Source organism: Aedoeadaptatus nemausensis (genome assembly GCF_903819165.1).
Lineage (GTDB): Bacteria > Bacillota > Clostridia > Tissierellales > Peptoniphilaceae > Aedoeadaptatus > Aedoeadaptatus nemausensis.
Window position 1 is genome coordinate 115922 of sequence record NZ_CAIJCS010000026.1, and the last position, 19009, is coordinate 134930.

Sequence of the window (19009 nt, forward strand, 5' to 3'; positions counted from 1 at the left end):
CGAGGTTATAATGAAGTATCAATTAAATTGCAAAGGCAATGTCATCTTGGGAGATAATATTACCTGCGGCGAAAATGTCGTGCTGGACGCAAAAGACGGCACCATTCGCATTGGCGACGGTGTCGTCTTAGGACAAAATACTAGAATCACAGGCGGCAGCGAAAACAAGACCGTCATCGGCAAATACACCCATATCGAAGATGATGTGACGATCACCATGGCTTCTATCGGCGAATACGCTACCCTTAAAAAAGGAGCTTCCGCAGATCCCTTCGTCTACACGGGAGATTACAGTATATTGGAAGAAAACGCCCATATGCCGGAAAACTCAAAGCTTCCCTCCCGGGCCGTGGGTGAAGGGGATCCCTTTTCCATTACCAGGGGCCTCAGCGCCGAAGAGCTCGAAGAAGCGAAAAGCCGCTAGGGACGAAGACTTTTAAAAAAAGTCCGCATCATCTCCCCGCATTCCTCCTCGAGAACGCCGCGACGCACATCGACGCTGTGATTAAAGGCGCGAAAGGCGGCGAGATTTACTACCGAACCCGCCGCGCCGAAGCGTGGGTTTTCCGCGCCGATCACCAGGCGATCCACCCGGGCATTTAATATGGCCCCCATACACATGGGGCATGGCTCTACGGTGACGTAAAGGGTGGAGCCGATACGTCGACCCTTTTTCTTCGACGCCTCGTCGATGGCCATTATTTCCGCGTGGGCCAAGGCCGAATCCATGGATTCGCTTTGATTGTGCCCCCGCCCGATAATTTCGTCCTCGTCGACGATCACGCAGCCGATGGGCACCTCGCCCATGGCCGCCGAGGCCCTCGCCTCTTCCAGGGCAAGGCCCATATAATACGCATCTCGATCCATAATTACCTCCTCCGTCTATCCTATCACGTGGGGAGGAATAAATAGAAGCCTTACGACTATCTTAAAGAAAGGAGCATCATGAATATTTTTATTTCATTCGATATGGAAGGCATCGCCGGCATCGATCGCTTCAGCGACGAAATCAAGCAGACCAAACGCTATAGCGACGCCATTCACGCCCACGTCCGCGCCGTCGTCGAGGGGATTCAACACTCGAGTCGAAACGACGAAGTGGAACATATTACCATTGTGGACAGTCACGGAGAGGGCAAGAATTTAGATTATCTGCTCCTTTCGGAAATGGACCCCCGCATCGAACTTATCAGCGGCTATCCGCGAAAAGATTTTATGATGACGGCCATCGAGGGCCACGATATCGCCTTTTTCTTAGGCTACCACGCCGGCAGCGGCCACCATCACGGCAATATGAACCACAGTTACTCCACCCATTTCCACCGCGTCACGGTAAACGACATTAAGGTTTCCGAAGCCATGATCAATCAAATCGTCGCCAAAGATTACGACGTGCCCGTAGGCCTCGTCATCGGCGACAGCGGACTTTACGGCCAGCTGATCTTGGAAGGCTACATGCCCTATGTGGAATATGTGGTGACGAAAGAAAGCTTGGGCCACAATGCCGTGCGCCACAAAAACTTCGCCCTGCTTCGCCGGGAGATCGTCGAGAAAGTGGACAAGGTTCTCTCCAAAGATATAATGTCCCTTCCCCTGGGCGATATTTACGCTCCTTACCGCGTCGTCGTGGAAACCAATCGCACCCTCCACGCCGATAAAGTGGAAATCGTGCCGGGTATTTCCCGCCTGGACGGCTACCGGGTAGGCTTTACCGCCGAAACGGGAACGGAGCTGATCGACACGCTGATGACTCTCGAGGCCATGTGCCGCGTTTAATCGTAGAAAGGATCTTTATGAAAGCCATCGCATTTGATTTTGACGGAACCCTTATCGACTCCATGGGCATGTGGCGCCATTTAGGCCGCAACTTTGTGGAATCCAAAGGCAAAGAATATACCGACGCCATTCACGATAAAGTCACCACCATGAGCTTGAATCAGTCCAGCGCTTTTTTTAAAAAAGAACTGGAGCTCCCGGAATCCGTAGAGGATATCTTTAACGAAATGGGCGACATTTTAAGAGAGGGCTATTCCTACACCCTTCCCTTAAAAGAAGGGGCGCTGGATCTCGTGAAGCGAGCTTACGAGCGGGCTCCTCTCGTCCTCGCCACCGCCACCAATGAAGAATTTTTAAAGCCCGCCATGGAGCGCTTCGATTTAGATCCCTATTTCCAATTCGTACAGACCTGTAACGGCGTGGGGATCGAAAAGAGCGACACGAAATTTTACGATATCCTCGCCAAAAAACTCGGTGAAAAGCCGGAGGATATTCTATTTTTCGACGACGCCCATTACGCCGTCGTGGCGGCGAAAGAATACGGCCTCTACACCGTCGGCGTCAAAGACGATTCCAACTCCCCCTACTGGGATGCCATCGTTGAGACCGCCGATGAAGTGGTGGACAGCCTTCTGGATGTAGATTTGGAGCGGTATTTTTGATTCGCTACGCGCTGAAGGTAACGCCCCTGATTTTTATCGTCGCCTTTTTAGGCTTCTCTCTTATTCGCACCCAGGTCTTCGGAAAGTACAAAAAAAAGAGCAATCGTCGTCGGGAGCGATTACTCTTACTCTTTGCTACTTATGCCCTGTGGCTCGCCTTCTTTTTACTCGTCAACAATCGACTCCTGGAATCCTGGGGCGTGCCTCTGGGTGTAGACACGGAAAGCAGCGATTGGCAATTAAACTTAATACCTTTTAACACGATCCGATTGTTTATACAACACGGCACCCCGTCGAGCATCTTCTTAAATATATGGGGCAATGTGTTGATCGGTATTCCACTGGGGTTTTTAACGCCCGTTCTCTTCGAAAAAATGAAAAAGCCCCTACCCCTCTTTCTTACCTACGGGCTTATTTTCATCGCCATCGAATCCGTGCAATACCATATCGGCAGAAGTGCCGACATCGACGACTGGCTCCTCAATATGGGGGGAATCGCCCTCGGCTACTTCCTTTCAAAGCACCAGGAGCTCTTCCATCCCAAGCGATACAGACGATAGCACCTCCGGGTGCTATTTTTTATGGAGAAACTTAAGAATCTCCCTCGCCACCCTTTCTCCTTGATTGTAGAGGAGAAAGTGGCCGCCCTCTAATATTACAAGTTCACAATCGGGATAATATCTCCTGAGGTCCAGAGCGTCGTCTACGGAAACCACTCTATCCTCCGTACCGTGAATAATTAGAACGGGAATATTCCGTGGATTATGCAGGGAATAGCGACGCATGGCGCGGTAGGCATCCGGTCCGTTTCGCTGAAGGAGGGCTTCCTCGATTAAATGCAGATAATCTTGAGGAAGCTCCCCGTCGAAGAGATCGCGGCCGAGCATGGCCCGGATCCGTTCTCTCTTGGAATCCCTCCGGTTTAAAAGAGAAAGCTTTTCGCCGCCCCCTGTGATCAGGGCGGGAAAGGCGATTCCCTCGGCCCCGACGGAGGAAAGGAGCACCATCTTTTTTACACGAGGAGAGAGCTTCGCAAGCTCCATGGCGACGATGCCGCCGAAGGACCAGCCCACGACGGTTACCTCCTTCATATCCATGGCTCCCAAAAAAGCCACCATATCCTCGGCATAATCTTTCACCTCTTTGTGGCGCCTGCTGTAGCTGCTCCTCCCGAAGCCGCACATATCCGGCGCAAATACTCTCGACCTGGTCGCCAGGGCATCGATTAAAGGCACCATGGCCAGGGAGGATGAGCGATTGCCGTGGAGCACCAACACATCGGGGCCTCTTCCTTTTTTTATATAGGCGATGGACTCGCCGCAAACATCTATGTAATGATCCATCTCTCTGTCTTTCTAACTTGTCACTGGCGGACCGCTTTTCTATAATGAGGATAAGGAGGACGCCATGCGAACCATATCTACAAAAGTACGCGTCGGCCCATCAAACGACGTGCAAATAGCCGACGCTTACCTGGCGCAAAACGAGACGGGCTTTGCCCTCGTCATCGACATTATCAACAATACTTACCAATCCATACGCTATTTAAAACTAGACGTCTTATTTATTAACGCCTTCGGGAAATTTATCTTCGACGAAACCGTCTTTCAACACGGCTTCGAAAATCTGGATCTGAAGCCCAAATCCCTTTCCTTCCTTCCCTACTGGATGCTCGACGAACGCCATCACACGGCGCGAGGCGTGCGCATCCGCATCTCGGAGGTTCACTTCGACGACGGCACGCGGAAATACTACGACCGAACGAAAGAATATTATCAGACCGTGCCCATCATTACAAAGGACAAGCGAGACGAGTTGAAAAAACTCTTCGGCCCGGATTTCTACACCTACGGCGGTCGCTACCCCAGCCTCTGGCGCTGTATTTGCGGCTTCGTCAATTCCAATGAGGACGAGAACTGCCGCTATTGCAAGCGCTCGATGGATTTCGTGCTTTCCGCCGTTACCGAACGGCAGGTCAATAAAAAACTCTTCCAGCTCTACATCGACAGAGATCGGGAAAAAGCCGAGCAGTCGACGATCACGGAGCAGACCATGCCCATACGTCCTCTGGATGAAATCGACTTGGAGCGGGGCGAAGAAAAAGAAGAACACGTTCTTTCAAAGAAAAAGCGCATTCTCCTTTTCATCGTTATTTCCGTAAGCATCATCGCCATAAGCGCATTCGCCTTTAAAGTTTACGATGCCGTCACCGTGCGGCGCCATTACGAACAGGCGCAAAACTACATCGCCGCCGGCGATTACGACAAAGCTTCCGATATTTACGACACTCTGCCGCCCATTGTGGAAAACAAAGACATGGCCCTTAAAATCGAGGAGCTTGACGGCCTGAAGGCCTCCGCCGATCATTACAGGCAAGGCCTCGAGCTCCATCGCGCGGGAAACCAGCTCGGCGCCTACGCCCATTACCGCAAGGTGGTGGAGGGCGATCGCCAAAATTATTTGAATGCCGTCGCCATGATGAGGAGCATCGAAAAGGCAACCCTTCGCAAAGTCGATACCCTGATCCGCGAAGACAAAAGGGACGAGGCGAAAAAGCTCCTGGATTCACTCTGTGAACTGAATCCGGAAAACAAAGAGCTTCGCCGGGAAGGCGAAAAGCTCTTTACCAACTAGGTTCTTCGGGAATCAGAAGAGCACATAAAATATAGACGATGAGCCCGCTGCCGCCGCCCAGAGCGAATAGCACCCAGATGATGCGCACTAAATTGGAATCGATGCCGAAATACTCGGCGATGCCGCCGCAGACACCGGCAATTTTACGATCGGTAATACTTCTGGTTAATTTCTTATTCATCATAACCTCCTAATGTAGAATCTATTCCATTGATACCCATCAAATAGGAGAGGAAAAACAGAATCTTTACAAATACAGAAGACGGGCCCGTTATTTCGATCCGAAAGCAAAAGAGAGACCTTAAAAGGCCTCTCTTTTTTTATAGCGTATTCAGATCGTCGAAAAAGCTGTTGTCAATTAAGCGAGTCTTGCCGATGTATACGGCCATGGCCATGAAGCAGTCTTCTTCGATGGTCTTCACCCGCTCGAAATTACTGAAGCGAAGGATTTCCACATAGTCGATTTTCGCGAGAGGTTCTTCTTCGATGAGCTCGATGACCTCCCTCTTCACTTTTCCGGCATCGGTATTTCCCGATTTTACACTTTCCAGTGCATGGCGAAGACCGCGAGAAAGGACGGTGGCCGCCTTACGCTCATCTTCCGAAAGATAGGTGTTTCTCGAGCTTTTCGCCAAGCCGTCCGCTTCCCGAACGATGGGGCAGGGCACGATTTCGAGGTTTAAATTTAAGTCCTCTACCATAGCCTTAACGATAGCCACTTGTTGCACGTCCTTTTGACCGAAATAAGCTCTCGTCGGGCGGAGAATGGTAAAGAACTTGGCGAGAACCGTGGCCACGCCCGCAAAGTGAATGGGGCGGGTAATGCCGCAGAGAATATGGGTCATATGCTCCGGCGGCACGACCCGGAAGCCGAAATCATCCGGATACATTTCCTCCACCTCCGGGTGGAAAATATAATCCACGCCGAGGGACTCGCAAAAAGCGCCGTCGGCTTCAATGTTTCTCGGATAGGCCTCGTAATCTTCCCCAGGCCCGAACTGAAGAGGATTCACGAAGACCGAAACGATCACCGTGTCGTTCTCTTCCCGAGCCTTTTTAATGAGGGAGCCGTGGCCTTCGTGGAGCGCCCCCATAGTGGGAATATAGCCCACACTTCCATTGTGTTTCGCTTTTAAAGCGACTTCGCGCATCTCTGCAATGGTCGTAATAATTTTCATTCTTCGCCTCTATTTCTCGTCGAGCAAGGATTCGTCCATAGAAAATTCGTGTTCTTTCGTGGGGAAGGATTTATTCTTTACGGCTTCGTCGTAATCCTTAAAGCCCTTCACCATGGCCTCGCCGACGTGGGCGAATTGTTTTACAAATTTCGGCACGAAATCGTCGAACATGCCGAGCATATCTTGGTAAACGAGGACCTGACCGTCGCAATCGACGCCGGCGCCGATGCCGATGGTGGGGATGGAAAGCATTTCCGTCACCTTCTTTGCAAGAGGTGCGGGGACACATTCTATGACCACGGCAAAGGCTCCCGCTTCCTCTACGGCCTTGGCATCGGCGAGAAGTTTATTAACGGTAGCTTCGTCTTTTCCCTGTACCTTAAAACCGCCAAAGGTATTGACCGATTGAGGCGTCAGGCCGATATGGGCGCAAACGGGAATTTTCGCCGCTACGATGGCCGCGATTTCATCCTTAACTTCCACGCCTCCCTCGAGTTTTACGGCGTGGGCATGGCCCTCTTGAATTAAACGGCCCGCATTAATCACCGCGTCCCGAACGCCTGTGGAGTAAGTCATAAAGGGCATATCGCAGACGATCAGCGGATGCTTCGCTCCCCGCGCCACGGCGGCGGAGTGATGGATCATATCCTCGAGGGTTACGGAGAGGGTGTCCTCGTAACCAAGCATGGTCATGCCCAAACTGTCGCCGACTAAAATAGAGTCGATCCCCGACTGATCCACGAGTTTCGCCGTGGAGTAATCGTAGCAGGTAATCATGGTAAGCTTTTCGGCCGCTTCTTTTCGTTCGCGGAATGTATTAACAGTTACTTTCTTCATTCTATTCTCCTTCCAGTAAGCGGATCATATCGTCGTATGGGCGATCCGGATGTTTATCTCTTGCAATGTCTACGAGAATCTTCGCCGCCGCTACATAAAGCTCCCGCCTCTTTTCATCGTCTTTTAACGAATCCAGATGGCGTTCGATTGTAGAAGCGTCCCCTCGTTCCACGGGGCCCGTCAAAGCTTTTTCCGCGCCTTTTTCTAGAAAAGACGCCAGATTTTTTTCTGCCAGGGGCGCCAAGGCCTCCCGCGCCTCCTTTTCTTCAAAGCCGATTTCCGTCATTAAATCCACCGCCACTTTCCCAAGGGCGATAACGGAATTGCTGATAAGAGAAGTAGCCAGATGGTAGCGCGCTTTATCTCCGGAGATAATCTTGTAGCGAAGCTTATGGTACTCCAAAACATCGCTCAAAATCTCCACTGCCTCGGGATCCCCCTCTAAAGTAAAAAACGCACCATCAAGTGACTTGTAGCCCTCTTCCCTACTGGAGATGGCCAGCATAGGGTGAAGGGAGGCTGCGTAAACGTCCTTGGTAGTACGATCGAAGAATAGTGAAGACGATAAACTGCCCGCCGTATGGCAGACGATTTTATCGTGAATATTTAATTGTAAAAGTTGCCGCCAAATTTTTTCAATGGCATCGTCGGGCGCGGCGATAAGAACGACGTCGTTATCTTCCACGAGCTCTTCCGGTGTCTTGTAAACCTTCGACCCGGTACGCTCTGCGCCGTAGGCGGCGCTTGTCTCCGTTTTACTGTAAAAACCCCCGATGCGGAGAGGGCCTTCCGAGAACAAGCCAATGCCGAAACTGACGCCGACTTTCCCGGCGCCGATAATTCCAACTGATTTCATGGTTATCACCTCTTTCGAGTGCAATACGCATTCATCGCATCGTATTTAAATGTAAAAAGTGTATAGTTTCCTTCGAATACTACCATTGCCATTGTAATAGCAAATATTTAAATTGACAAGTTCATTTTCCTATAAGCGTAGTTTTAAGCACTCTAACATTGCATGGAAAAATTATATCCTTTAATAAAATTAACTTCTCTATTTAAAGATTTCCAACGATAGCCTCCCTTTTCGACAGAAAACGGCATACTTAAGCAGTTTAACTTCTACCAAAAGAACCGGAATATTAAGAAAGAAAACCATCACATTTAAAAAAATCTTCTTTTTGAAACACCTCGGGACTTGAACCGGCGGATAATTTCCACTGCTCCTATATAAGAGGATTGCCGACTATTACTGCTTTTCATTATTCAAACCGTTTACTGTTCCTTTTTCTATAGCTCATTTAATGAAACTTAGCTTCGATCATTTGTAACAGAGTTTTTCTGCAATCAAAAACCCGACGCGCACCAATTTCAAAGGCTCGCCGGGTTAATTGTTCTTTTTAAATATTATTTTTCTTCTAATCTTCTTTGTCGTTTAATTTTACCGATTCCAAATGATAGTCAGCTTTTAATTTCTCAAAAAAACTTTCGATATTATAGTTCTCATGAAATGATAAGGTCGATTCAATCATTGATTTATTCTCTGCCTCTTCATCGAGGATATCCAGTTCTCTTATTTCTATTCCCTCATCTGAGGTAATTTCCAGAAACTCATCCTTCTCGAAATTAGGCGTATCGAATACCATTATATAAGATTTTGTCATCTTCTTATTTATCAGATCGCTAACTTCCTTTAAGGAGATCAGAGTTATAAGACAAGTTACCGTTGCAAGGACCGCTCCTTTGTAATATCCGATTCCTACGGCAAGACCAATTCCTGCAGACAGCCATAAAGTTGCAGCTGTGGTAAGCCCCGAAACCCCATTCTTTTTTTGGAGTATAGTGCCTGCACCTAAAAAACCGATTCCGCTTACAACTTGCCCTACAAGCCTTGTCGGCTCCCAATTGTCGGCGTCTGCCAGTTCACTTGCTCCATCGATTGCTATAAGCATAATTAAACACGCACCGACACTCACGATAATATGCGTTCTGAAACCGGCCGCTCTGTTTTTCTTCTCCCTTTCAATGCCGATAAGGGATCCTAAAAAGGCTGCAATAAATATTCTGGCCGCCACTAAAAAGATATCCACTTTTTCCTCCTCATATAATGCTCGATCATTCTTCCAAAAGAATCAAAGTATAGGATACAACATTCGGTTTTCTTTAGATTAGTTTCTAATTTTAATTCAGGCAACTCTTACTTTTGAAGAAGAGCGATCGCCTCGCAGTGAAACGAGTGAACACTAAGTATGTCATGTGAACCTGTCTGTATGTGGAAACATGTCTATAAACCTTTTAACGATAGCATCAGCTTAAAGTTAAAAAGTATTGTCTCGACAAACTGGGATTTATTTACTTTATTATAATTTCGCAAATGCCAATTAAAGCTGTTACAATTCCCAATACAAATTCTACTAATACAGCTTTCTTAGCATATAATTCTATTTTTCTTCCTACTTTATAAGCATCTTCAAAACCATTGATTAAATTATATCTCTTTTGAAAATAAATCTTATATCCAAAAAGAGTAAATGCAATTCCGATCGTTATTAGCATAATCCTTAATAAAGTCATTAAGTACACATCTAACCTGAATTCAAATATGTTAACGAAGTTCTAGTCTCATCAAAATCAATTCTTGGTAATCTGATTTTCGAGAAACAAATCCTCTCGGGTTTCTTCCGTACTCAACAAAGGCCATCTTTTCATATAAAGCAATCTCATTTCTATTATCTGCAACGACCTCTAACTCCAGCTGGCGAAATCCTGCTTTTTTTGCACATTTTATGCTCGCTGCCGTAAGCGCACTGCCGATACCGAGTCGCCAAAAGTCTTTCTCAATACTGACTCCTACTTCTGCTCGGTGGCTTATTTTCTCACTTGCTCCAATTGCACTTACACCTGCAAGGCCTACAATCACATCTGCAACAACAGCACAAAGTTCGATCTCGTCAGCGCTTTCCTCCTTTTGACGCAGAAAGCTCTTTTCTTCTTCAATGCTGAACTCCTTTTCATTCGGATATGTGAGAAGAAAATTCGTTTCTTCATGAACTTTTTTAAGTTCGAAAGGACTTCCTCCGCATCGCGCGGCGTAGCATTTCGTATAAGACATCGTCTTCCGTCTTTAAGATTAATTGTTTTTTCGTATTGCATTATTTCTCACCTATTATTCAAACCTAATTTGTTTAATTGATGTTCCGATCTTTATACTTAATCTCCACTCAGACACTTCAGCATAATCCGCCCAATATTCATCCATCTCGGAGATCAAATCACCTTTGATACTGATAAGACTTACAGCATGGCATGACGCGCTCTTGTCTTTTGGGAAAACACGCACAGCTATAATCAATGTTTCTCCGGCTTTTTCAATACCCTCTATTTCTCTATCCCATTCGCCCAGATAATCACAGTTGGTATTGATATATTCTTAACACTTAGTTTTCGTTCGTGCAATGCTAGCAGCCTTTTTACTTACCCTCACATGTCAAAGATCTGGCTGGGACTTTCCAAAAAGGAAATTTTCTGGCCAATAGTGGCCCTAAGGACATGTCGGGTCTCTTGGTCGCCTCTCTTGGTTACAAAGACCAGATCGTATCTATCATCATCCGGGTCCACCCTTGTAACAGAAACCAGATCCACCCTGTCCAAGGTCCTCTCTCTTAGGGGGAAGTAGGGATAGTCCCCATTGGCCACCATCGTCTCCAGCGCCTCCTGGGTCATGACTTCCTTAAAGGGGTCATAGAGGGCGGGTAGATCCTGGACCGCTTCTTGGCTAGTTTCTAAGTCACCATCCAGGCTAAGAACCTGGCCTACCTGGCTAAGATCTTTCTCCAGCTGCCTCCAGTCCTCTTCCTTAAAGTCCAGCTGATCCAGGTAGAGATGGGCAAAGTCTTGGGCCAGTGCTTGAGCCGGGTCTTTGGTCTCTTTGGGACCACAGGCCACCAGGGCCAGGACCAAAGCTAATAAACTAAATATAGATGCTCTTTTCATAACGTCTCCCCCTTACTAATGATCTCTATATTTTTCATCAAGAACTTCGTCTATTACTATTTTCTCAATAATATGAAACAGCTTTTCAATGTCTTTTCCTTGCTTTTTCAGCTTGCTTTTAATCCTTTTTAAATCTCGTCGTAAACTTTATTTTATACTTCAAGAGCTTTCCTCAGGTCATCCATATTATCATAGGATGTCACATTCGTGTCTTTAGCTATCTTTCTTCCTTCTTCAATCGCTTTTATGGTTTCATCACTTGGAACGTTAAATTTTAAATCAAAAGGAATGCCACTTTCTCTAATACTCGCCCTTAAAAATATATTAATGACTGTCGTCATATTTAAGCCTAAACTGGAGTAGATTTTTCCGCTGCTTCTTTTATTTCTTTATCTGTTCTTATATTCAAATTTGTTGTGGCCATTTCCTCATCTCCTATATGATTATGTTCGTGTATAATCAGCACGTTGTCATTATATGATGCATATTAACTTCATTATCGTTCTTCTTCATTATCATACTCAAGTAAATCACCTGGTTGACAATCAAGCTCCTTACAGATGCTCGCTAAAGTATTAAATCTAATACCTTTGGCCTTTCCTGTTTTTAATATTGATAAATTTGCTTCGGTTATTCCTATCCTTCCTGCAAGCTCTTTCGATGTCATATTTTTCTTTTTTAAGACTTGATCTAGATTTATAATTATTTGATCCTTCATTTTCAAATTATACTTTCCGAATCTTCTTTTAAGGATTTTCCTGTATCAAATATAATCATTGATGAAAATGCTATAACCATAAAAATTATATTCGTTAAATAGTCCTTAATAGTTAAATTAAAAACACCGCTAATATTGTCAACTTTAAAATAATTGAAAACTAGCTTAGAAATAATTTGGCAAATTGTCAAAATTAGAATAGCTATTAATATATCTTTCGAATATTTTGAATTTAAGTCTGAAAAATAATCTTTCTTCTCTAAATTCACTAAAATCTTCTCAAATTTATCCAATGAGAAACCAGCAACAGTGAATATCATAAGGGCACTCAAGCATGAATAAATAATAAAAGGAAGTGAAACTTCTTGTAGATTAAATTGATAAGATTCAACTACTTGTATTACATCATCTTTAAAAATCAGAGTTAATACACTTCCAAGCAAGGTAAAGCCTGCTCCCAAATAAGAAATATATTTTAAAATCTTACATAATATAATCGCTATTTTGAAAATAAAACTCTTCATAACTTTTCCTTAGCACTTTCGCATTATCTTTTATCATTCGCATCTTTCAATTCTTGTACTTTATCTTTCAGATCATTTAAATCTTTTTTAGAAAGTTCCCAGGTTAATGAAGATGGAATCATGGGCATTCCATCCATTGTTATATATGGATAGTTTTCATAAATATAAAAATCTATCTCTGTAGCTTTCTTATCTTTTCTCTTGCTGGTTAATATGAAGTGGTAAGACTCTATTGCATCATCTGGTATTTCTTTAAAATAATTGTCGAAATTTTTATCATTAATATTTTCTGCACTCATTCCTGTTAAATTGCCAAAGTAGTCTAAGACTTCTTGTTCTTCTATTTCAACAATTTTTTTATTGTTAGAATCAAATATTTCAATCTTTTCTTCTTTTTTACTTCTCGTTTGTTCTGTCATAGTATTTGGAACACAAGAAGTTAAAACTATAGAAAAAGCAAGAAGAATAGATAGTATTAAAAACCTTTTTCTCATTATGATCCTCCCCCATTGAATTATTGTAAAACAATAATTATCTTCATTTATTATTGTAAAACGATAATTTCCATTTGTCAATATCATTCATAATGACTTAAAATTTATCAAAGTCTTCTTGCGTAGCTACTTCTTTATATTTATAGTCGTCGTTATTCTTTTCCGCAAACATATCATTTACAAGTCCAATTGTTAGTAGAGATAAATCAGAAACAGAAAGACCAAGTTCCACTACTCTTAACGGGAACAAAGACGTCGTTATCGATCTTACTTTTTTTAAACTTCTTCCAATTTCTTATTAAGTCCCTCCATTATTCTTCCAAATAAAAAAGACGGTGAAGATATCTTCTGCCCGTCTTTTTTTATCCCTTGATTTACCTGTACCTTTTAGGGTGAATACTAAATCTAAAATGTTTATACTACCATCTCCTAAAAGTATGTATGAAAATAACATCTACTTTTCTAAATGCTGTTTAATCATATTAACAACAATGGGTCTGATCCAAACCAAGTCTCTACATCTCTATCGTGCTCATCACTAGATATAGGATCTTCATATCCTACATCATCAATCCATGAGATTGCAAAATAATATTTATCTGTTCTAGTTCCTTTTAATTTAATACCAGGTAAGACAGACCATCTGGTTTATATTCTATATCGTAATCATTCCTTGTTTCCATTGGTCTGCCTTCTACGTAACCCCAACATTCCCCATAAGCTCCTATGGATAACTTTTTCCTTTCTTCTCCATAAAAACTTATACACTCTAGCATCTCTCCACTTTCTATTTCTGATTTTAAAAATTGGTTCTTCGCAATTTCGCAAGTAATACTATATTCTTTACCTGTTGGTTTAGATGTGATTTCTATTAAATACCGGCCTAATAAATTTGGACAACTTCTATCATTCGCACATTTTTTATATTCATAGCTTATTTCTATATCATTGATTTTTATAGATATCTCCCCAAAAGGAGTATTTAGCCTTTTCATATAAGCCTCCTATTGATATTAGGCCAAGATTAGAGTACCATCAATCCCCTATTATCCATAAACGAATTCACTCGTATCATTGTCACACCTTATAACCCTATCAAGAGCCATTATCTTATCAATGACACTGTCCATCTCTCCTTAGAATTTTTTTCAAGGGGTAGTTCATGAGTTCCTTGGTAGAAGACGACATATCTTTAAAGCCTTGACTGAAGGGAGCTACTGTAAAACTCATACCTTCCAAGTTTTTACCGTCTGAACTACCTCCATCGATCGAAAGCAATTTCTCGAATAATATATATATCCAGCCTAAGTCTTTTATTAATTTTTCAATGAGACTATAGTGAACACCGACGTCGTTTTCTGATCTTTATATGGCCAGGTTTCCATGAGTTATAGTTCGCCTGCCCTCTTTTCTTTTTTAAGCTTTTACTCTATTTTCTTGCCAACAATGCAATCGTCTCACAGTGGCTTTAGTCATCAGTATGGATAAAATATAATTTTTTCAAAAGCTTCGTATTGATAACCAAGTTTCGGTTTTGGAGTTTAAATATTAACATCGTATTCTGCTTTTAATTTTTTTACTAAAATCCTCATTAATCCAGCTATTGTTGCGGGGTTTAAATATGTTTGTCCAAAATGGTGCGTGGCGTAGCTACCCATATCTTCTTCTAAAAATTCTTTTGCTTCTTTCTCGGTTAAATATTGTTGAAATATAGCAATGTCTTCTTCAAACCTACTTTTATAAAGTCTTTCATACTCTTCCAATCCCCGGTTTATCCAAAATGTATCATAGTAGGGTTCCTTGTATGCTTTAAGCCAATCCCACATAATTTCAGGATCATAAACATTAGGGTTTTCTAAATGGCATCTTTTACAAAGTAAGACATAATTCGACGGAATATCTTCACCACCCAAGGATCTTGGAATTATATGACATCTCTCTAGCCTTCTTTTTGATCCACATCTCCAACATCTTTCTAATGCTTCCGATGCATCAACACTTAAGTTGGTTTCATCAATTCTAGAAAACCAATAATCACATATTTCTTCTTTCGTTGTTTTGATTTCTTTTATCATATTTACTTCCCTCTATTGACATTCCACTTTAAAATTTACATTAGGTAAAGCAGATCTTTATTCCAACTTTATTCCTCAGAAATATATTCGTTCTAAATAATTGTGTCTCTTAAAATATTTAGATTCACGTAATAAATGTTATCTCTTCCGGTAATTTCTCTCTCATCGTCTTGTAAATTTTATTTCAGACTCTATATAACTTGTTATCAACATTTGCCAAACTTATACTGAATAGTCTAGATTTCTAGCTAAGACCACATCATTTTCATCTTGATATATTGGTATACAAATAATATCGAGTAATTCATTTATTAAGAGAATTCTTTCTGACTTATTAAGATCTAAAATCAAGGCCTTGGACATAAAAAGTAGTGTCCCCGTACCAATTATTTGTAACTTCTCTATTGTTTTCGCTAAAAAGTATTTAGTCATTTGTATTTTTTCATTAAAACCTATTATCTCATCTGTCAGATAAAATTCATCTATTATAGTAACGGATCCCAATCCTCCGAATTCGTTACAATAAATATTATAAGCATTTGCTACATATTCCAAATCACCGGAAATACCATCAGCTAATGGTAAAATAACTTCCAGATTATAGATGTTAAAAATATAAAAATTCACAGTAGCTTTAAAGTTTTCAACGTCTAAATCGTCCGGATCTAAATAATCGAAAAAAACCATTCTTCCTTCTATGACGTCATCGAATTCGTGAGCGGGCGTTAAAATGATTTCGAAATCATATTTCTCATACTTTTGAGAAAATCGACTGAATTGATGTGTCATCCAATCCTCCATACTCCGGTAAAGTCAAAACTTTTATATATCTAGCTATGATATCTTGATCAAGAATTTCTCCCTTGAATGCGATATGCTCTAAACTATCTATACAATTAGCCTTCTTTTCAAATTCTATTTCTTTCTGTAGATCGAACTTGTTTAATAACTTTATTTTTTCTACTTTCATCAAGTTTTCTTTATGAACGAAAGAAACATAACGTGATCCTACAAATGCTGTTACAAATAAATGAGGGATGTACATCTTTTTCTTTTGTTCTATAGTATATTCAAATAAAATTTTATTATTACTAGAGCTTGTAAAGCTAATAATCTCTATAAATTGACTGAAAATATTAACTGTACTTCTAATATAATTCCATATATATTCAGATAAAGATAGGCAGTCTTCAACTGAAGGCGGCGAATGATTTTCATGCTCTATTAGGTTTCTAATATTCAGGTACTTATTCAATGTCAACGTTTTTATAATTTCAAAATATTCTAAATCCCCTAGAAAATCTTTCTTTTTCTGTTTAGATTCATATTTTATATTATCGATACCTAAATTTTTTCTTAGCTCCAAAGAAGTTACATTAAACGCTCTTTTTAAAGATAAAAATCCTTGATTTAGCTTTTCTTCATTTCCCTTACAATTTAGTATAGTGTCATTTGCCTCTTCCCAAATTTTATACGCACTTATTAATCCATTTATTCTACCCATATTTTTTATACTACCGACCGTATTATCTTCAAATATTTTTGTATCTACCCATATTGTATCTATAAAACTTCTTTCCATATTCCCTTCCTAGTCACTTGATATTGGGTTCATGCATCTCTAATGCCCGGTTTATAACCTATCCGATACCATTATTTTTCTATTCAATTTATAAATCTTATTTCTTCGACAACAATGAAATCACTTCAGCCGTCGAATCTTGTCAATGGTCGCACCCTCGCGGGCGTTTCTCTTGGAGATTCTCTACATGAGACCTACCTCTATTGCTACTCCGATTCGCTATGCGAATCTCGCACCAATAGGGTTAGGGCTTCACAATGGCTTGAGTGGTCAGTATGGATAAAACTTCATATTTTTCAAAAGCCTAGTATGTGGGAATATATCTATGATATAAATTCCTTCTCCCATTACATAATATACTATTAATAAGCAAAGAAAAATAGCCCTATATCACCTTTACTTTATAATGGAAAATCTGCCCTTATCTACAAGTCGATTATCTTAAAAAATCTTCTAATAACAACTTCAGTTTTTTCAATATATTATTCTTACGCCATTGTATAGCTTGATAACTCACTTTCTTTATTCTTGTAATACTCGAAAGAATTTCATCCTGAAAGTACAAACGCTCAATGATGCCCCTTTCTTCTGCATTGAGTCTTGAAATTGTATTTCTGACTGCTTCAATCATCATCTGTGTTTCAACAATCTTTTCTACATCAACACTTTCATCAACAATATTATCTACAAAATGTCCGTCATGATCCAATGATGAAAAAAGAGCAAGTGGTTTTTTCTTTCCACCTGCTCCAAATACTTTTCGTGTTCTCTTTCTCGCCAGTAGACTTTATAAATATCTTCACTGACTTTGACCTTTTGTCCGTTGATATAAAGGTAATATTTTTTTGGCATATATGCTTCCTCCATTTCTTTTTGTCTGCGTTTTAAAACAAAAAAAGGAGGACTCCTGCACCTTGGCATAAGAAGTCCTCTAAAACGAAAGAAACTTGTTCTTCCTTTAATTATATTTAATTGTTTAGACGAGCATATGGAAAGACAAACAGCTATAAAGCTTATAGGAAAAAGGACTATTTTTATTGTGGTTTATTCTTTCAAATAAATATATAGACTTTTCCATTTCTATCCCTCCATTTTATAGCTAACTATTTTCCATAAATTAAGTCCTTCTAATGTTTCAAATTCTAAACACCTAATAAGAAATTTTACGCTTGAACTTTTTCTTTCCCCATTTTATTCAGTTCCCCAATCATCATGAAAACGCCAACAACAATCATAATGAAATCAACAAGTGGCTGTGTAAACCAAACAGCTTTTACTCCAAATATCATTGGCAATAAAATCATGGCAGGAACAAACAAAAACAGTTGTCTAAGCATTACGATTATCCCAGCTTTCTTTCCGTTTCCGATTGATTGGAAGAAAGTAACAGTCATAACCATTACTCCATACAAAATAAATACGGAATAGAACAATCTAAAGTTTCCAACACCCTGTGCAATGATGTTTGCTTCTACACCGAATAAAGATAGTATTTGACTTGAAAGCAATAAAGACGGAATCCAAAAGATTGCTGCAAGAACTAAACCGCCAATAGAAAAGACCTTCATAGCCTGTCTTACTCTGTCATACTGCTTTGCTCCAAAGTTTGTTCCAACAACAGGTTGTAAGCCTTGACTCATTCCCCAAAGAGGAATAAATGAAAAGGCATATACACGAAGTGATGCCGCCATCAAAATTCCATTGGTATCTCCGCCATACTTAAATGCCATTTTATAGAGCATAGTCTGTTGAATCATAAACAAAAGCTGCATCATCATAGCGGATGAACCGACAGAAAACATTTCTTTTTTAATTTCCGCATCAGACTTTATCTTATGGATTTTAACAACTTTACTCTTTTTCAAGAAATAATGTAGTGTTGCCACTGCCTGAACAAATTGTGCTGTGATGGTTGCAAGGGCAGCGCCTTCAATCGCATATTCACCCATAACTGTCATTAAAATCGGATCAAGAATGATATTCAGTAATGCTCCAAATCCCATAATCGTCATAGCTTTTTTCATCAGTCCTTCGCCACGCATAACCATGTTTGCGGACTGTGTGAAGTTTACAAATAGAGAACCTATAAAAATTACTCTAAGGTATCTAATACCATAGGCTTTGATTTCACCCGTTGCACCGACCATATCTAAAAAATGCGGAGCAAGAAGTATTCCTCCAACTGTAATAATTACAGAGAAGAAAATCACCCAATAGATTAGGTTACCCATAATTTTATCTACAGTTTTTTGATCCCCTTTACCGATTGCTCTTGAAAGTACAGATGCAGAACCTACACCAAGTAAAGTTGAAACACCGCTGTTGAAAAAGGTAAGTGGCATTGCGACACCACAGGCAGTCATTGCTGTCTGTCCTATAATTTTCCCTGCAAATATTCCGTCCATTAACGGATACAGACCGATAACAATCATTCCGATAACTGCCGGAATAGATAACTGAAAGAGTAAATCTATCGGTCTTTTTGTTAATAATTGTTCTTTCATATCTTGTTTCATTGCCTTCTCCTCTCTTAGAC

At 41.2% G+C, this 19009-nt stretch carries 23 protein-coding genes and 2 pseudogenes; 5 read left to right on the forward strand and 20 right to left on the reverse strand.

The genetic code is table 11. The features are described from left to right. Positions 1–10: 10 nt before the first annotated feature. Positions 11–424 carry an LbetaH domain-containing protein gene (locus PEPTYR26121_RS07835; protein ID WP_180500805.1) on the forward strand — a complete coding sequence of 138 codons (414 nt, stop codon included), beginning with the start codon at positions 11–13 and terminating at the stop codon, positions 422–424. On the opposite strand, the gene PEPTYR26121_RS07840 is transcribed toward PEPTYR26121_RS07835, so the two are convergent. Beyond that, positions 421–867, reverse strand: coding sequence for a nucleoside deaminase (locus tag PEPTYR26121_RS07840; protein ID WP_180500807.1), 447 nt, complete (start codon positions 865–867; stop codon positions 421–423). The two genes, PEPTYR26121_RS07835 and PEPTYR26121_RS07840, sit on opposite strands and share 4 nt — an antisense overlap. 78 nt (positions 868–945) lie before the next feature. Between PEPTYR26121_RS07840 and PEPTYR26121_RS07845 the strand changes: the two genes are divergently transcribed. Genes PEPTYR26121_RS07845 through PEPTYR26121_RS07855 form a run of 3 tightly spaced genes read left to right on the forward strand, consistent with a single transcriptional unit; the run spans position 946 to position 2998 of the window. After that, entirely contained in the window at positions 946–1776 is an 831-nt protein-coding gene (locus PEPTYR26121_RS07845; protein ID WP_180500808.1) for a M55 family metallopeptidase, read from the forward strand. Then, positions 1764–2438 carry an HAD family hydrolase gene (locus PEPTYR26121_RS07850; protein WP_180500810.1) on the forward strand — a complete coding sequence of 225 codons (675 nt, stop codon included), beginning with the start codon at positions 1764–1766 and terminating at the stop codon, positions 2436–2438. The genes PEPTYR26121_RS07845 and PEPTYR26121_RS07850 overlap by 13 nt, the downstream gene beginning before the upstream one ends. Next, a complete protein-coding gene (locus tag PEPTYR26121_RS07855) occupies positions 2435–2998 on the forward strand; it encodes a VanZ family protein (protein WP_180500812.1) in 564 nt (187 codons plus the stop codon). The genes PEPTYR26121_RS07850 and PEPTYR26121_RS07855 overlap by 4 nt, the downstream gene beginning before the upstream one ends. Positions 2999–3010: 12 nt before the next feature. Here PEPTYR26121_RS07855 and PEPTYR26121_RS07860 read toward each other — a convergent pair whose 3' ends face one another. After that, a complete protein-coding gene (locus tag PEPTYR26121_RS07860) occupies positions 3011–3781 on the reverse strand; it encodes an alpha/beta fold hydrolase (protein WP_180500814.1) in 771 nt (256 codons plus the stop codon). A 64-nt stretch (positions 3782–3845) separates the two neighbouring features. Between PEPTYR26121_RS07860 and PEPTYR26121_RS07865 the strand changes: the two genes are divergently transcribed. Further along, entirely contained in the window at positions 3846–5072 is a 1227-nt protein-coding gene (locus tag PEPTYR26121_RS07865; RefSeq protein ID WP_180500815.1) for a tetratricopeptide repeat protein, read from the forward strand. Here the strand turns inward: PEPTYR26121_RS07865 and PEPTYR26121_RS07870 are convergent. The 18 genes and pseudogenes from PEPTYR26121_RS07870 to PEPTYR26121_RS07955 form a co-directional block, all read right to left on the reverse strand. Next, positions 5062–5253, reverse strand: a complete 192-nt coding sequence (locus tag PEPTYR26121_RS07870) for a PspC domain-containing protein (RefSeq protein ID WP_180500817.1) — start codon at positions 5251–5253, stop codon at positions 5062–5064. The genes PEPTYR26121_RS07865 and PEPTYR26121_RS07870 overlap by 11 nt on opposite strands. Positions 5254–5392: 139 nt before the next feature. Then, the gene (panC, locus tag PEPTYR26121_RS07875; RefSeq protein WP_180500819.1) at positions 5393–6250 is read right to left on the reverse strand and encodes a pantoate--beta-alanine ligase; all 858 of its coding nucleotides are present in this window, start codon (positions 6248–6250) and stop codon (positions 5393–5395) included. A gap of 9 nt (positions 6251–6259) precedes the next feature. Next, positions 6260–7087, reverse strand: a complete 828-nt coding sequence (gene panB / locus PEPTYR26121_RS07880; RefSeq protein ID WP_180500821.1) for a 3-methyl-2-oxobutanoate hydroxymethyltransferase — start codon at positions 7085–7087, stop codon at positions 6260–6262. 1 nt (position 7088) lies between these two features. Further along, positions 7089–7943, reverse strand: coding sequence for a Rossmann-like and DUF2520 domain-containing protein (locus PEPTYR26121_RS07885; protein WP_246285923.1), 855 nt, complete (start codon positions 7941–7943; stop codon positions 7089–7091). A gap of 562 nt (positions 7944–8505) precedes the next feature. Continuing rightward, positions 8506–9177 carry an MgtC/SapB family protein gene (locus PEPTYR26121_RS07890; protein WP_180500822.1) on the reverse strand — a complete coding sequence of 224 codons (672 nt, stop codon included), beginning with the start codon at positions 9175–9177 and terminating at the stop codon, positions 8506–8508. Positions 9178–9439: 262 nt separating this feature from the next. After that, positions 9440–9661: a DUF3784 domain-containing protein gene (locus PEPTYR26121_RS07895; RefSeq protein WP_180500824.1), complete on the reverse strand. Its 222-nt coding sequence runs from the start codon at positions 9659–9661 to the stop codon at positions 9440–9442. A gap of 31 nt (positions 9662–9692) precedes the next feature. Beyond that, the gene (locus PEPTYR26121_RS07900; protein ID WP_218956344.1) at positions 9693–10199 is read right to left on the reverse strand and encodes a GNAT family N-acetyltransferase; all 507 of its coding nucleotides are present in this window, start codon (positions 10197–10199) and stop codon (positions 9693–9695) included. A gap of 368 nt (positions 10200–10567) precedes the next feature. Beyond that, positions 10568–11080, reverse strand: coding sequence for a hypothetical protein (locus PEPTYR26121_RS07905; protein ID WP_180500826.1), 513 nt, complete (start codon positions 11078–11080; stop codon positions 10568–10570). A gap of 152 nt (positions 11081–11232) precedes the next feature. Beyond that, a pseudogene (locus PEPTYR26121_RS07910) lies at positions 11233–11504 on the reverse strand (type II toxin-antitoxin system RelB/DinJ family antitoxin). 72 nt (positions 11505–11576) lie between these two features. Continuing rightward, positions 11577–11798 (reverse strand): helix-turn-helix domain-containing protein, encoded by a 222-nt coding sequence (locus tag PEPTYR26121_RS07915; protein ID WP_180500841.1) that lies wholly within the window; start codon positions 11796–11798, stop codon positions 11577–11579. Between the two features lie 2 nt (positions 11799–11800). Next, complete coding sequence (locus PEPTYR26121_RS07920) at positions 11801–12322, reverse strand: DUF2975 domain-containing protein (protein ID WP_180500827.1); 522 nt, start codon at positions 12320–12322, stop codon at positions 11801–11803. Positions 12323–12345: 23 nt separating this feature from the next. Continuing rightward, the gene (locus PEPTYR26121_RS07925) at positions 12346–12816 is read right to left on the reverse strand and encodes a hypothetical protein (RefSeq protein WP_180500829.1); all 471 of its coding nucleotides are present in this window, start codon (positions 12814–12816) and stop codon (positions 12346–12348) included. Positions 12817–13430: 614 nt separating this feature from the next. Next, complete coding sequence (locus PEPTYR26121_RS07930) at positions 13431–13811, reverse strand: hypothetical protein (RefSeq protein WP_218956345.1); 381 nt, start codon at positions 13809–13811, stop codon at positions 13431–13433. Positions 13812–14357: 546 nt separating this feature from the next. Then, complete coding sequence (locus PEPTYR26121_RS07935) at positions 14358–14891, reverse strand: HNH endonuclease (protein ID WP_180500830.1); 534 nt, start codon at positions 14889–14891, stop codon at positions 14358–14360. Positions 14892–15113: 222 nt separating this feature from the next. Beyond that, entirely contained in the window at positions 15114–15680 is a 567-nt protein-coding gene (locus PEPTYR26121_RS07940; protein ID WP_180500831.1) for a hypothetical protein, read from the reverse strand. Continuing rightward, positions 15643–16473 carry a hypothetical protein gene (locus PEPTYR26121_RS07945; RefSeq protein WP_180500832.1) on the reverse strand — a complete coding sequence of 277 codons (831 nt, stop codon included), beginning with the start codon at positions 16471–16473 and terminating at the stop codon, positions 15643–15645. Before PEPTYR26121_RS07945 ends, PEPTYR26121_RS07940 begins: the two co-directional genes overlap by 38 nt. A gap of 436 nt (positions 16474–16909) precedes the next feature. Continuing rightward, positions 16910–17325, reverse strand: a pseudogene (locus PEPTYR26121_RS07950) (sigma-70 family RNA polymerase sigma factor). 311 nt (positions 17326–17636) lie between these two features. Further along, positions 17637–18989, reverse strand: coding sequence for an MATE family efflux transporter (locus tag PEPTYR26121_RS07955; RefSeq protein WP_180500833.1), 1353 nt, complete (start codon positions 18987–18989; stop codon positions 17637–17639). Between the last annotated feature and the right edge of the window lie 20 nt (positions 18990–19009).

Coding starts and splice junctions, on each gene's coding strand:
- panB (WP_180500821.1), bottom strand. CDS start 7,087: ATGAAGAAAGTAACTGTTAATACATTCCGCGAACGAAAAGAAGCGGCC.
- PEPTYR26121_RS07860 (WP_180500814.1), bottom strand. CDS start 3,781: ATGGATCATTACATAGATGTTTGCGGCGAGTCCATCGCCTATATAAAA.
- PEPTYR26121_RS07925 (WP_180500829.1), bottom strand. CDS start 12,816: ATGAGAAAAAGGTTTTTAATACTATCTATTCTTCTTGCTTTTTCTATA.
- PEPTYR26121_RS07940 (WP_180500831.1), bottom strand. CDS start 15,680: ATGACACATCAATTCAGTCGATTTTCTCAAAAGTATGAGAAATATGAT.
- PEPTYR26121_RS07835 (WP_180500805.1), top strand. CDS start 11: ATGAAGTATCAATTAAATTGCAAAGGCAATGTCATCTTGGGAGATAAT.
- PEPTYR26121_RS07945 (WP_180500832.1), bottom strand. CDS start 16,473: ATGGAAAGAAGTTTTATAGATACAATATGGGTAGATACAAAAATATTT.
- PEPTYR26121_RS07955 (WP_180500833.1), bottom strand. CDS start 18,989: ATGAAACAAGATATGAAAGAACAATTATTAACAAAAAGACCGATAGAT.
- PEPTYR26121_RS07845 (WP_180500808.1), top strand. CDS start 946: ATGAATATTTTTATTTCATTCGATATGGAAGGCATCGCCGGCATCGAT.
- PEPTYR26121_RS07905 (WP_180500826.1), bottom strand. CDS start 11,080: ATGAAAAGAGCATCTATATTTAGTTTATTAGCTTTGGTCCTGGCCCTG.
- PEPTYR26121_RS07885 (WP_246285923.1), bottom strand. CDS start 7,943: ATGAAATCAGTTGGAATTATCGGCGCCGGGAAAGTCGGCGTCAGTTTC.
- PEPTYR26121_RS07840 (WP_180500807.1), bottom strand. CDS start 867: ATGGATCGAGATGCGTATTATATGGGCCTTGCCCTGGAAGAGGCGAGG.
- PEPTYR26121_RS07930 (WP_218956345.1), bottom strand. CDS start 13,811: ATGAAAAGGCTAAATACTCCTTTTGGGGAGATATCTATAAAAATCAAT.
- PEPTYR26121_RS07920 (WP_180500827.1), bottom strand. CDS start 12,322: ATGAAGAGTTTTATTTTCAAAATAGCGATTATATTATGTAAGATTTTA.
- PEPTYR26121_RS07895 (WP_180500824.1), bottom strand. CDS start 9,661: ATGACTTTATTAAGGATTATGCTAATAACGATCGGAATTGCATTTACT.
- panC (WP_180500819.1), bottom strand. CDS start 6,250: ATGAAAATTATTACGACCATTGCAGAGATGCGCGAAGTCGCTTTAAAA.
- PEPTYR26121_RS07915 (WP_180500841.1), bottom strand. CDS start 11,798: ATGAAGGATCAAATAATTATAAATCTAGATCAAGTCTTAAAAAAGAAA.
- PEPTYR26121_RS07935 (WP_180500830.1), bottom strand. CDS start 14,891: ATGATAAAAGAAATCAAAACAACGAAAGAAGAAATATGTGATTATTGG.
- PEPTYR26121_RS07900 (WP_218956344.1), bottom strand. CDS start 10,199: ATGTCTTATACGAAATGCTACGCCGCGCGATGCGGAGGAAGTCCTTTC.
- PEPTYR26121_RS07865 (WP_180500815.1), top strand. CDS start 3,846: ATGCGAACCATATCTACAAAAGTACGCGTCGGCCCATCAAACGACGTG.
- PEPTYR26121_RS07870 (WP_180500817.1), bottom strand. CDS start 5,253: ATGAATAAGAAATTAACCAGAAGTATTACCGATCGTAAAATTGCCGGT.